This is a genomic window from uncultured Sphingomonas sp., assembly GCF_913062585.1.
Taxonomy (GTDB): domain Bacteria; phylum Pseudomonadota; class Alphaproteobacteria; order Sphingomonadales; family Sphingomonadaceae; genus Sphingomonas.
In genome coordinates this window covers 22,700-35,283 of the sequence record NZ_CAJXWX010000021.1, presented here as the reverse complement: position 1 = coordinate 35,283, position 12,584 = coordinate 22,700, and the positions used below count along the sequence as shown (strand labels likewise).

Below are 12,584 nucleotides of genomic sequence, written 5' to 3'. Positions count from 1 at the left end.
TGCTCACAGCCGGGCGGCCAGCGCGATGTCGAAGGATCGCGGGGCGCCGATATAGATGTTGGTGGTCGGATAGCCCGAAAATTCGCCATAGAAGCGGTCGGTCAGGTTGCGTCCGCGCAGCGTCAGCGTCACGCGCTGGGCGACCGGCACCGACAGGCTGGCGTCGAACAGCATATGCCCGGCGACATGGATGCTGTTCGCGGTGTCGGTATAGAAGCCGCCCGCTTGGTGCATCAGGCCACCCAGCGTCACCGACCGGGCGATGGTGTAGAAGGCCGAGGCGAACAGCGTGGTGGCGGGTACGTTGATCGGCCGGTTGCCGCTGCGGTCCACCCGCACCCCGCCGACCAGTTCGGACAGGGCGTCGTAACGGGCATCGGTATAGGACGCGCCGGCGCTCAGCTTCAGCGGCGGCACCGGCGTGATCGCGCCCGACAGCTCGACCCCGCGCGAGGATTGGCGGCCGCCCTGGACGCTTAAGCTGGGGTTAGTGGGATCGCGGGTCAGGATGTCGGACTGTTCGATGCGATAGACCGCGCCGGTCAGACTGGCCTTGCCCGCCCAGCCACTGGCCTTGAACCCCGCCTCGACCGAGCGGCCATGGGTCAGGCGGAAGCGGCTGTTCGTGATCGAGGCGAGCAGGATCGAGGACACCGGCGAGACGGCGGTGGTATATTGCGCATAGAAAGTCAGGCCCGGCGTCGCCGCCCAGGACGTCCCCGCCCGCCACGACACGGGATCGAAACGGGGGGTGTTGCGATCGATGGCGCCCCCGACATTCTGGATCGTCATCCGGTCGAGCGCGATATGGTCCCAGCGGACCCCGCCGACGACCAGCCAGCGCGGCGTCAGATTGACTGCCTCCTCGGCAAAGGCCGATGCCTGCTTCAGTTTGGACACGAAGGTGACGTTGCCGCTGGTGAAGATCGCGGGCGAAGTCGGCGCGGCGATCGGTGCCGGGGCGCGGACATCGACATCGGGCAGGCTGCCGGGCGGGGCCTGCCGGCGCAGGCTGGTGAAGTCGGTATCGTTATACTCGCCCCCCAGGGTGAAGCGATGCCGCAGGCCCAGGATCGTCCCGTCGCGTCCCACCGCCGCGCGGGCGTTCCAGAAATGGTGGTCGTGGCGAAAATCCTGATAGCTTTGCCGGATCGCACCGTTCGGAAAGGCCGGGCTGGGCGCGACGAAGCTCTGCGTGTCGGCGAGCAGAAAGGCGCGCTTGGCGGTATAGCCGGTCAGATCGACCGCCAGCGTCCAGCCATCGCCCATCACCCAGTCGGTGCGCGAGCGGATTGTCGTCTCGTCCGCGCCCGACCATGCGCCCAGCGGATTATAGTTGCGCCGCCGCAGCGCCCGGTCGGCGACCAGGCCGTTCGTCGTCGTGACCGCATCGCTGGGGTCCAGCGCATAGCGGGCCGGGATCAGCGCCAGGCCCTGATAGCTGGCGTCGTAGCGATCCTCGAAATGATCGACCGCGATCAGCACCGACAGCCGGTCGTTGGGCTTGTAGAGCGCGCTGGCGGTCAGCCCGGTGGAGACGGTCGCATTATGGTCGACGTCATACAGGCTGTCCGAGCGCTGATAGCTCGCATCGGCGCGCACCGCGACGGCGGGCGAGACGGGCAGGTTGACGCCCGCGCCCGCAAAGACCGTATCGAAACTGCCGCCCGACAGCAGCAGGTCCATCGTCCATTCGCTCAGGACAGGCTTGCGCGTGACCTTGTTGATGGCCCCGGCCAGCGCGCCCTCGCCATAGAGGACGGAGGCGGGGCCCTTCAGCACCTCGATCCGGTCATAATGCCACATATCGGTGTCGCGCTGGGTGATGGTGGAGGCGGCGATGCGTACGCCGTCCTGCAGGATCGACACGGTGTTGCCCGCAAAGCCGCGCATCGACACGGTGGCGGGATTGCCCGGTACGTTGCCGGAGATCGCACCGACGATCTGGTCGAACGCCTCGCGCGCGGTACGGACGCCGCGTCGCTGGAGTTCGTCCTGGCTCAACACCTCGACCGTGGCCGGGGTTTCGCGGATCGACAGGTCCAGGCGGCTCGCCGTCAGGGTCGGTTCGTCTAGCGTGTCGCGGGGACGCTCGCCGGTCACGACGACCAGCGGCGACGTGGCCTGTGGGCCGGAGGCGATCGCATCCGGTGGCATGAAAAGGAACATGGAATAGGCTTTCGACCGACCCCCGCAGCGATGCGGGGGCAAGGATCATGGGGGCGTCACCATCGGCGACGCCGGATGAGGATCGGTCAGGAAAGCGATGGAGGTCCGCGAAGCGGCGGTCGCAGATAAGGCGCGGCGCATGGCGGGGGCGGCGTCGCCCGTGCGACGCCCAATGCCAGGATGAAGACGAGGAGCAGGGCGAGCTGGATCGGATCGACCGCGGCCAGGCCGGGGGCCGCGAGCCCGGCAAAGGCGCAGGGCAGGTCGCGCCCATGCGTGTCGTCGGAATGGTCCGGATGATCGCCCATGCCATGATGCATGGCCGCATGCCCCGGCATCGCCATCGCTTCATGGGGCGCGACCAGCGCCGGCGGCACCGGCCCGCTGCCCGGGCACAGGATGATCGCGGTATGACCATCGACCTGGCCGACCATGAACCCGGCGGGCACGATCAGCTTCAGGAGCAACGCCGCCGCGCAGATCAGCACGGTTAGATGGCGTTGCGCGAACAGGGTGCGGATCGCCGTCACGCATAGCGGGGTAGGGGCGGGGGCGACCCCTGTCACTCGGACAGATCGGCCCAGGGTCGCTTTTTTGCGATGCTTGCGCCATCGCAATGACAATCGGTTGAAAACCCGGCATCTCGCGTCCTGAAACAGCGCGTTAACCGCCGCTGGCGCATGGGCACACTCTGCTGCAAAAGATGATCATGGCTCTATCCTCCGCTTTCGCATTTCTCGATGGTGTGTCGGGACAGGTCGTCGACGAGATCGCCGCCTGCGACTGGACACGGACGAGCCTGGGCTGTCCGCAGACTTGGCCGGCCGCGCTGAAATGCCAGTTGGCGACGATGCTCGCCTGTCCGGTGCCGATGTATATGGTCTGGGGACCGGACCTGATCTCCTTCTACAACGACGCCTATCGCCCGATCCTGGGCTATCGCGCCGAAACCGCGATGGGCACGCCGTTTCGCATCCTGTGGGGCAGCATCTGGGACGAGATTTCGCCGCTCGTCGACCGCGCGCTGTCGGGTCACGTCGCGCAGATGACGGACATGCGGCTGGACCTGGCGCGCGAGGGGCGGCCTGAGGAAAGCTACTGGACCTTTTCCTATTCGCCGGTCTTCGACGATCAGGGTGCCATTGCGGGCATGTTGTGCATCACCGGAGAGACGACCGCGCGGGTGCTGGCCGAGCGACGCCAGCGTGAAGCCGATGAGCGGCTGGAGCTGGCGCTCGATTCCGGTGCGCATGTCGGCATGTGGGACTGGGACGTGCTGAACGACTCGATCCGGTCCGATCGCCGGTTCGCGGCCATGTACGGCGTCGATCCGGAGGCGGCCGAGGCGGGCGTGCCGATCGCGGAGTTCTTCCACGGCATCCACCCCGAGGACCGCGCCCGTGTCGAGGGCGAGATCGCACAGGTGATGGCGGCTGCCGAAAAGGGCGGCGGGGCGGAGCGGTTCGTCTCAGAATACCGATTGGTCCAGGCCGATGGCCGCGTCCACTGGGTGTCGGCGCGCGGGCGCTGCATGATCGACGAGAGCGGCCGCTGCGTCCGCTTCCCCGGGGTTAGCTTCGACATTACCGACCGTATCCGGATCGAGCAGCAACTGCGCGAGAGCGAGGCGCGGGCGCGGCTGAACGGCGAACGCGCCCAGCTGGCGTTGGAGGCCGGCGCGATCATCGGCACCTGGTTCTGGGACCTGCCGACCGACCATTTCACGGTGGACGAGCCGTTCGCGCGCCATTTCGGGCTCGATCCGCGGCTCGCTCAGGACGGGCTGAACGTGTTGGACGTGGCGGACAGGGTGCATCGCGATGACCGCCCTGGATTGTCGGAGGCGGTCCGCGAGGCCATTGCGCGGGGCGGTGCCTATACGCACCAGTATCGCGTGCGCCGACATGACGGGCGCTATCACTGGGTAGAGGCCATCGGCCGGGTCGATCACGCGCCTGACGGCACCCCCTTGCACTTTCCGGGCGTGCTGATCGACGTCGGAGGGCGCCGCGCGCTGGAGGCCGAGCGCGATACCGCGATCGCCGAGCTGCGTGCGCTGACCGAGCAGCTGGAACAGCGGGTGGCGGACCGCACCGCCGAGCTGATGCGCGCCGAGGAGGCGCTTCGTCAGAGCCAGAAGATGGAGGCGGTGGGCCAGCTGACCGGCGGCCTGGCGCATGACTTCAACAATCTGCTCGCCGGGATTTCGGGCTCGCTGGAGCTGATGGCGCTGCGGCTGGCACAGGGGCGGGCGGCGGATGTCGACCGCTATATGGATGCGGCGCAGGGGGCGACGCGGCGCGCGGCGGCGCTGACCCACCGGCTGCTCGCCTTTTCCCGGCGGCAGACGCTGGCGCCCCGGCCGACCGACATCGCCGCGCTGGTCAGCGGCATGACCGATTTGATCCAGCGCACGGTAGGACCCGCCATCACGCTGGAGACGCGCGGGGCGGACGATCCATGGACCATCCTGGTCGACGCGCCGCAGCTGGAAAACGCGCTGTTGAACCTGTGCATCAACGCCCGCGACGCGATGCCCGATGGCGGGCGGATCACGATCGAGATGAGCAACCGGCGCCTCGACGAGGACAATGCGCGCTTCGCCGACATTCCGGACGGCGAATATCTGGTGCTGTGCGTGACCGACACCGGCACCGGCATGACGCCCGATGTGATCGAAAAGGCGTTCGACCCCTTCTTCACCACCAAGCCGCTGGGGCAGGGGACGGGGCTGGGGCTCAGCATGATCTACGGCTTTGCCAAACAGTCGGGCGGGCAGGTGCGTATCCAGTCGACGCCGGGCGAAGGCACGACCGTCTATCTCTATCTGCCGCGCCACCATGGCCCGGCGGACGCGCAACCGGACGATCGCTCGACCCTGCCCGAGGGGGCGTCGGGTTCGGGCGAGACGGTGTTGGTCGTCGATGACGAAGCGACCGTCCGCCTGCTGATCGCCGACGTGCTGCGCGACATGGGATACCGGGTGGTCGAGGCGGCCGATAGCGCCGCCGGGCTGGCCCTGCTTCGTTCGGACCAGCGGATCGACCTGCTGGTCACCGATGTCGGCCTGCCCGGCGGCATGAACGGGCGCCAGCTGGCCGAGGCGGCGCGCGAATTGCGCCCCGGATTGAACGTCATGTTCATCACGGGCTATGCGGAAAGCGCGGTGCTGAACAGCGGGCATCTGTCGCCGGGGATGCAGTTGCTGACCAAGCCCTTCACGGTGGATGCGCTGGTCACGGGAATCCAGGCGGCGATGGGCGCGGGCGCGCGGCGCTACGAACCCCTCGCCTGATCCGATCGGGGCTTGCGCATCCATGCCCCGTTATGATCTCAGGTCCCGCGAGCTGAGGGAGACCATGCATGACCATCGAGCTGATCTGCCTGGATGCGGACGACACGCTCTGGCACAATATGCGCCATTTCGCCGCGACGGAGGAAGCGCTGGTCGGCCTGCTCGCCCCCTTTGCCGAGGCGCGGATGGCCCGCGCCACGCTGGAGGCGTGCGAGGCGCGCAACCTGCGGCTCTACGGCTATGGCGCGAAGGGCTTCACCCTGTCGATGATCGAGACGGCGGTGGAGCTGGCCGGGGACACGCTGCCCACCGACCTGATCGCGCGGGTGCTGGACGCGGGGCGGCAGTTGCTGGCGCACCCGGTCGAGCTGCTCGACGGCATCGGCGAGACGATCGAGGCGCTGAAGACGCGCGGGCGCCTGGTCCTGGTGACGAAGGGCGACCTGTTGCATCAGGAGGCCAAGCTCGCGGCGTCCGGCCTGGGCGCGCATTTCGCCGATGTCGCGATCGTGAGCGACAAGACGCCCGACACCTTTCGCCAGATTTTCGCGCGCCACGGTGTTTCGCCCGAGCGGGCGGTGATGGCGGGGGATTCGATGCGCTCCGACGTGCTGCCCGCGCTGAAGGCGGGGGCCTGGGCGGCGTTCATCCCGCAGCCGCTCGCCTGGAGCCATGAGGCGGGCGAAACGCCGGTCGACCATCCGCGCTTCCGCCAGCTGGAGCGGCTGGGCGCTCTTCCCGACTGGATCGACGCGATCGGCTAAACCCCTCGGTCAGCCCGGATCGCTTTCTTCGCCGACGATCACGCCCTTCGCCACATCGGCGCCGTCATGCGGAACGCCGTTGCGGTGGATGCGGACGCCCGCTGTCGCGACGGGCGCGCTGACGGCGGCTAGGGGGGCAGGGTCTTCGCTCTGCCGCTCGCCGCGATGGATGACGACGCCGTGCACCGTCTCGGCCAGCGCGGTGACGGCGGGGGTCAGAAGCGGCGCACGTACCGGGATGGCAGGCTCGACCCCGGCATAGGTCTGGCGGAAGGACAGGTCGCGTTCCAGCGCGCCCCTCCAGCGGTAGAAGATGTGGCTGCCGACCGCGCCGATCCGGTTCAGGCTGCTCGCCCACCAAGGCAGGACGTAATTGGCGTGGTAGAAGGTCGCGGCCCCCACGGGGGCATAGACCAGCCCGGCCAGCGCGCCCTGCGCGACGGCGGCGGCACGGGCCCAGGCGGCGGGCTCGCGCGGGTGGAGCATGGACCCGTCGCAGGTGAAGCTGAACTGGCATCCCGTCTGCCGCCCGGAACCCTGATAGACCACGCCGCAGATGCTTTTCGGAAAGGCGCGGTCGCGGACGCGGTTCAGCACGACCTGCGCCACCGCGCGCTGGCCGTCGATCGGTTCGGAGCGGGCCTCGTAATAGATGGCGGCGGTCAGGCACTCGGCGGCGCGCTGTGCATCGGTCGCGGTGCGGGCGATGCCGCTGAAGGCGGGGGCTGCGGCCATCTCGATCGGCGTGCTGGCATCCGGCGTGTCGGGCAGATCTTCGTCCGGGACGTCGAGCGCCAGTTGCCGCAACAGCGTCCGCGCGGTCGGCGGCGGCACGTCCAGCGTCAGATGCGCGGCGCGATGCCGGGCGGGCGTGCACGAGGTCGCGATCGCCAGCGTCGCCACCAACATCAACCAGCGCAACACGTTATCCGCTTTCCAACCCGTGGCCCCATGCGGGCTTTGTACGGAGAAGGGGGTTAGGAAGGGGTTAAGTCTGGCCAACCATGCCATTGAGGGAGGCTGCAATTCCTCCCCTGCAAGGGGAGGTGGCAGGCCGAAGGCCTGACGGAGGGGTGTCGCGCTCTCGGTAGGGGGACACCCTTCCACGACCGCTTCGCGGCGGTTCCTCCCCTTGCAGGGGAGGAACCGGGGACGATCAGAACCGTGCGCCCAGTTCCACGCCGTAGAAGCGCGGCTCGCCCGCGATATAGGTCGGCGTGCCGAAGGTGGCGCCGGTATTGCCTGCATCGATCAGATAACGCTTGCCGGTCAGGTTGCGGGCGAAGCCCCCGACATGGAACCGGCCCTGATCGCCGAACGCCAGGCCCGCGCGCAGGTTGACCAGCATATAGCCACCCTGCGAGATCGCCTCGCTGTTGGGCAGCTCGAAATACACCTTCGAGCGGTAATTGGCGCTGGGCGTCGCATAGAAGGTCGCGGACGACCCTACCGGCACGCGCAGCGTCGCGCCGCCCGAGGCGGTGGTATCGGGTTGCAGGCGGAAGCGGTTGCCCGCGAACACGCCGTTCGCCGGATCGTCGGCGATCCCGCCATCGAGATAGGCGAAGGTGCCGAACAGGCTCAGCCAGCGATGGACGGCCAGGCTGCCCTCCAACTCGACGCCGATATTATTGGCCGACCCCGCACTGCGCGTGACCGCCAGCCCGTTTTCATAGGTCGAGACCTGAAAACCGCGATAGCGCTGATAGAAGACCGAGGCGGCGCCGGTGAACGGACCGACCCGTCCCTTGATGCCGCCCTCGTAATTCCAGACATCCTCTTCGGGTATGATCTGAAGCCGGGGAATGGCGCCCGAATTCGCGACCGACAGCGGCACGATACGCTGCGCGTCGAGCTGCACGACCGGCGAGCGGCGGCCCTTGCTGACCGTCGCATAGAGGTTCACCTCGCCGCTCAGGCGATAGAGCGCATTGAAGCGCGGCAGGATGGCGGCATAGCTGCGCTCCGCCTCGAACATCTGCCCCTTGGTATTGGCGGCGGCGAGCAGGCTGGTGAAGATGCCCGCGCCCGCCAGCAACCGGCTGTCCGGCATGACCGAGCTGTAGCGCGAGACGCGATCCTCGATCAGCACGCGCGCGCCCGCGGTCAGTTCCAGCGCGGGGATCGGGATCCAGGTCGCATCGGCGAAGACCGAATAGCTGTCGTTCCGGCCGTCATTGGCGAAGCTGGCGCTATAGGGCAGCACGGTCGCGGCACCGCGCGACAGGATCGCGGTGGCGCGGGTCGCCGGGATGGTCCCGTTTGCGGCGACGCAGGCGGTGCCGGTCGGAATCCCCGCACCGTTCAGGATCTGGCGGATCGGCGCGAAATCGGGCGCGACCGAGCACGCCAGATAGGTGCCTTCCTCGGTCGAGAAGGGCACGCGCTGCTCGCCATTCTCGAAAAAGGCGTTCCAGCCGAACGCGGCGCGATAATGTGCCCCGTCAAAGGCGAAGCGGCCCTCATGGCTCCACTGGTCGCCCTTGGCATCCTCGCCGAATTCCAGATACCAGGCCGGGCCGCCATCCGCGTCGAAAATCTCGCGCGCATCGAACCGGCGATAGCCGTTGACGGTGGTGAAGCTGATCCCCGGCGCGACATCGACCGCGATCGTCAGGTTCGCGTCATAGACGTTGCGGGTCAGCCCCAGCTTGCGAGCGCCCAGTACCTGTGCGGAATAGGGCGAGCCCGACAGCTCGGCAGCGCCATAGTCGCCGGTCTGCCCGCCGGTGGGAGCGAAGACGCGGCTCTTGAAGGCGGTACCGGGATTGCGCTGTCCGTCATAGGTCAGGATCAGGTCGGCGGTCACCGACGAACCGGGCGTCCAGCGCAGCGAGCCGCGAACGCCGCGCTGGTCCTGGCCGTTCAGATCGTCCTGGTCGACGCGACCCTGATTCTGGTTCGGCACGTTCGGATCGCCCGCGATGTTGCGGACATAGCCGTCGCGATATTTATAGGCGAAGGCGATGCGCCCGGCGAGCGTGTCGCTGCCCGCGTTCAGATAGCCCGACACCTGGGTCCGGTCGAAATTGCCGTAAGAAGCCAGGACGCCGCCCTCGGTCCCGGCATGGGGCCGCGCCGAGATGATGCTGATCGCACCCACCGCGGCGGCCGTGCCGAACAGCGTCGCCTGCGGGCCCTTCACCACCTCGATCCGCTCGATATCGTACAGGTCCTGATACGCGCCCTGCTTCCGGCTGATGTCGATGCCGTTGTAATAGACGGTGACGCGCGCGCCCTGCTGCGCCGAGCCGGAGTCCGAGGTGATGCCCCGGATCACGAAGCCGGGACTGTTGGCGCTCTGCTCCTGGATCTGCAGCCCGGGGATATATTGCGCCACCTCGGACAGCGAATTGACGCCCAGATCGGCCATGCGCGCGCCGGACACGCTGCTGACGGTCAGCGGCACGTCCTCGATCCGCTGTTCGCGCTTCTGCGCGGTGACGATGACGTCCGGGTTGTCGTTGGTGCTGGTCGTGTCGCCCCGTGGCTGGATCATCGCCTGCGCCGTCGCGGCCTGGGTCATCGCGCCCTGCGACAGACCCGCCAGCAAGGTCACCAGCGTCGCGCGCCCTATCATCGAACTCGTCATATATCCCCCGGGATTATCCCCTTTTCCGTGCCGCTTAAGGGGAATGCCTTACCAGTTGGTATCCGCGGCATGGTATTTTCCGGACAGCGTGGCGGGTGTCGCCGAACCGTCACACCTCCGCCATCGGCGTGTCGTGTGCGGAGCCTAGCCGGGAGCCCGAAAGGACCTGCAAGATGACGATGATGAACCGACGCCGGGCGATCGCCCTGATGGGAAGCGGCGCGACGCTGGCTCTGCCGACGGGCATGGCGGAGGCGGCAACCCCTGCGGTTCGCTTCGATCATGGCGTGGCGAGCGGCGATCCTTCGCCGGTCGGCGCGATCCTGTGGACCCGCGCGACCCCGGCCGCCGACCAGGCGGGCGACGTCGCGCTGACCTGGCATGTCGCGGCGATGGACGGGCGAGATGCGGTCGGCCTGCGCACCGGCCGTGTCCTGGCCCGCGCGGCGCGCGACTTCACCGCCAAGGTCGAGGTGACCGGCCTGCAACCAGGCCGCGACTATCGTTACTGGTTCGAGGCGGCGGACGGACAGCGTTCGGCCGAGGGGCGGTTCTGCACCCTGCCGCGCGGCGCGGTCGCCGAGGTCGCGCTGGCGGTCGTCTCGTGCCAGCTCTATCCGGGCGGCCTCTTCAATGCCTATGACGCGATCGCCCATGCCGAACGGCTCGATGCCGTGCTGCACCTGGGCGACTATATCTATGAATATGGCGCGGACGGTTACGGGACGGAGAGCGGCCACAAGCTGGGCCGCCTGCCCGAACCCGCGCATGAGATCGTGACGCTCGCCGATTATCGCCAGCGCCATGCCCAGGTGAAGCGCGATCCCGATATGCAGGCCGCGCATGCCTGCGCCGCCTTCATCTGCGTGTGGGACGATCACGAGGTCGCCAATGACGACTGGATCGGCGGCGCGGAAAACCATGATCCCAAGACCGAGGGCGATTGGGGCAAGCGCAAGGCCGCGGCGATGCAGGCCTATTTCGAATGGATGCCGATCCGCGACCCGCTGCCCGGCAAGCCCTGGGAAGCGATCAATCGCAGCTTCGAGTTCGGCGACCTGGCGACCCTGGTGATGGTGGAGACGCGCCTCCTCGCCCGCTCCAAGCAGGTCCGGGCGAAGGGCGATGCGCCCGAGCCCGACGAATATGCCGCGATGATGGCCGAACGCGCGCGACCCGATCGCGAGTTGCTGGGGGCGGGGCAGCTCGACTGGATCGAACGGACGCTGACCCGCTCGGTCAAGGCGGGCACGCCGTGGCAGGTGATCGGCAACCAGGTCGTCATGGCGCGGATCGACGGTCCCGACCTGGAAAAGCAGATGGGGCCGGAGGGCTATGCCAAGCTGACCGCCCGTCTGTCGGAGGCGGAGCGGACCCATTTGGGCGAGGCACAGGCCTCGTACCGCGCAGGCCTGCCGCTCAATTTCGACAGCTGGGACGGGTATCCGGCGGCGCGCGAACGGCTCTATGCCGCGTTCCGGCGCGCGGGCAGCCGTCCGGTCGTGGTGTCGGGCGACAGCCACGCGGCCTGGGCCAACGATTTGTACGACGCGAACGGCCATCTGGTCGCGGCGGAGTTTGCGGGGACGTCGATCACCAGCCCGTCCTGGGGCGATCTGATGCCCGGTATCGGCCGAGAGATCGCCGCCGCCAATCCCAAGGTCGTCCGCTTCTGCGATCAGGATGCCAAGGGCTGGCTGCACCTGACGCTGACCCGCGACCGTGCGACGGCGCGCTACATGACGGTCTCGACGGTGATGGCCAAGCCCTATGCCTCGGGCTGCGCGGCCATCTGGCGGACCAGCGCGGGCGGTGCGGCGGCCCCGATAGAGCCCGTTACCGCCTGAGCGCTCTGCCTCTCCCGCTATCGCGCGGCGGGGGAGGGGACGTGACGAACGGCGGCCAGGACATGGGCGACCAGCGCAGCGTCGTCATGGTTCATGTAATGGCCGCCCGGCATCGCCTGGACACGGACGTTCGGCTGCTTCAGCAGCGGGCACAGGCTATCCGGCTCGCGCACGCCATAGATACAGGTCAGCGGCGCCCAGTCGATCCGCCGTGCGGTGGTCAGCGCGATGCTGTCCGGGCGGCCCATATAGGCCAGGCCCGAGGGATCGGAGCGGAAAAAGGCCGTCTCGCCCGGCACGACCAGGATGATCGACGCGACGTGCGCACGCAGATCGGCGGGGAGGGTCGACAGCCCGGTCTGGAGCATGTCGGCGCCGTAAGACTGGCCGATCAGCACCAATGTCCTGTCGCCCGCTTCGCGGACCGCGCGGCGCACCAGGTCCGCGATCAGCGCGTCGACCTGCGCCCGCGTACGCTTCTGGCGGAACAGGACCGGCGAATTGACACCCAGCACGGCGATGCCGTTGGCGCTCAACGCCCGCGCGATCACCCCGCCCATGCCGTAACGCAGCCCCATGTCCCCCGACAGCGACAGAGCCAGGACCGGCTTGGTCCGGCCCTGGGCGGGGAAGCGGGTAAACGGGTCCTTGTCGAAATAACTACCCGAATAGAGCAGGATAGCGAAAGCTGCGACAAGCAGCGCGACGACTGCCCCCAGTAAAAGGCGCCAGTGTCGGCGCAGACGGGCAAGACGTTCGGCCATGCCCTGTCCTAACGCCGACTTTGCGGGCTTGTCACGCGACGTCGCAAAGAACGGTGGGCGTTCATGAAAAAACTGTAATGTTGCGATCACCCCCTCTATGTCCGTGATCTGCCATCGGCAGGACGATAAAGGCATCGAAAAACAAACGAGCGG

8 protein-coding genes are annotated in these 12,584 nt (G+C 68.0%); 3 read left to right on the top strand and 5 right to left on the bottom strand.

The features are described from left to right. Positions 1–3: 3 nt before the first annotated feature. The gene (locus QZ546_RS13540; RefSeq protein ID WP_294238481.1) at positions 4–2,169 is read right to left on the bottom strand and encodes a TonB-dependent receptor; all 2,166 of its coding nucleotides are present in this window, start codon (positions 2,167–2,169) and stop codon (positions 4–6) included. Positions 2,170–2,255: 86 nt separating this feature from the next. Next, entirely contained in the window at positions 2,256–2,735 is a 480-nt protein-coding gene (locus QZ546_RS13535) for a hypothetical protein (protein ID WP_294238478.1), read from the bottom strand. A gap of 143 nt (positions 2,736–2,878) precedes the next feature. On the opposite strand from QZ546_RS13535, the gene QZ546_RS13530 reads away from it, so the two are divergent. Together QZ546_RS13530 and QZ546_RS13525 are read left to right on the top strand one after the other, a co-directional pair. Beyond that, a complete protein-coding gene (locus tag QZ546_RS13530) occupies positions 2,879–5,464 on the top strand; it encodes a PAS domain-containing protein (protein WP_294238475.1) in 2,586 nt (861 codons plus the stop codon). A gap of 68 nt (positions 5,465–5,532) precedes the next feature. Next, the gene (locus QZ546_RS13525; protein ID WP_294238473.1) at positions 5,533–6,228 is read left to right on the top strand and encodes an HAD family hydrolase; all 696 of its coding nucleotides are present in this window, start codon (positions 5,533–5,535) and stop codon (positions 6,226–6,228) included. 9 nt (positions 6,229–6,237) lie between these two features. Here the strand turns inward: QZ546_RS13525 and QZ546_RS13520 are convergent, their stop codons facing one another. Then, complete coding sequence (locus QZ546_RS13520) at positions 6,238–7,152, bottom strand: cell wall hydrolase (RefSeq protein WP_294238471.1); 915 nt, start codon at positions 7,150–7,152, stop codon at positions 6,238–6,240. Between the two features lie 232 nt (positions 7,153–7,384). Next, positions 7,385–9,820, bottom strand: a complete 2,436-nt coding sequence (locus QZ546_RS13515) for a TonB-dependent receptor (protein WP_294238468.1) — start codon at positions 9,818–9,820, stop codon at positions 7,385–7,387. A 173-nt stretch (positions 9,821–9,993) separates the two neighbouring features. On the opposite strand from QZ546_RS13515, the gene QZ546_RS13510 reads away from it, so the two are divergent. Continuing rightward, the gene (locus tag QZ546_RS13510; protein ID WP_294238465.1) at positions 9,994–11,667 is read left to right on the top strand and encodes an alkaline phosphatase D family protein; all 1,674 of its coding nucleotides are present in this window, start codon (positions 9,994–9,996) and stop codon (positions 11,665–11,667) included. Between the two features lie 17 nt (positions 11,668–11,684). On the opposite strand, the gene QZ546_RS13505 is transcribed toward QZ546_RS13510, so the two are convergent. Further along, positions 11,685–12,431 (bottom strand): AcvB/VirJ family lysyl-phosphatidylglycerol hydrolase, encoded by a 747-nt coding sequence (locus tag QZ546_RS13505; protein ID WP_294238462.1) that lies wholly within the window; start codon positions 12,429–12,431, stop codon positions 11,685–11,687. Positions 12,432–12,584 lie beyond the last annotated feature (153 nt).

Coding starts and splice junctions, on each gene's coding strand:
- QZ546_RS13510 (WP_294238465.1), top strand. CDS start 9,994: ATGACGATGATGAACCGACGCCGGGCGATCGCCCTGATGGGAAGCGGC.
- QZ546_RS13530 (WP_294238475.1), top strand. CDS start 2,879: ATGGCTCTATCCTCCGCTTTCGCATTTCTCGATGGTGTGTCGGGACAG.
- QZ546_RS13505 (WP_294238462.1), bottom strand. CDS start 12,431: ATGGCCGAACGTCTTGCCCGTCTGCGCCGACACTGGCGCCTTTTACTG.
- QZ546_RS13515 (WP_294238468.1), bottom strand. CDS start 9,820: ATGACGAGTTCGATGATAGGGCGCGCGACGCTGGTGACCTTGCTGGCG.
- QZ546_RS13540 (WP_294238481.1), bottom strand. CDS start 2,169: ATGTTCCTTTTCATGCCACCGGATGCGATCGCCTCCGGCCCACAGGCC.
- QZ546_RS13525 (WP_294238473.1), top strand. CDS start 5,533: ATGACCATCGAGCTGATCTGCCTGGATGCGGACGACACGCTCTGGCAC.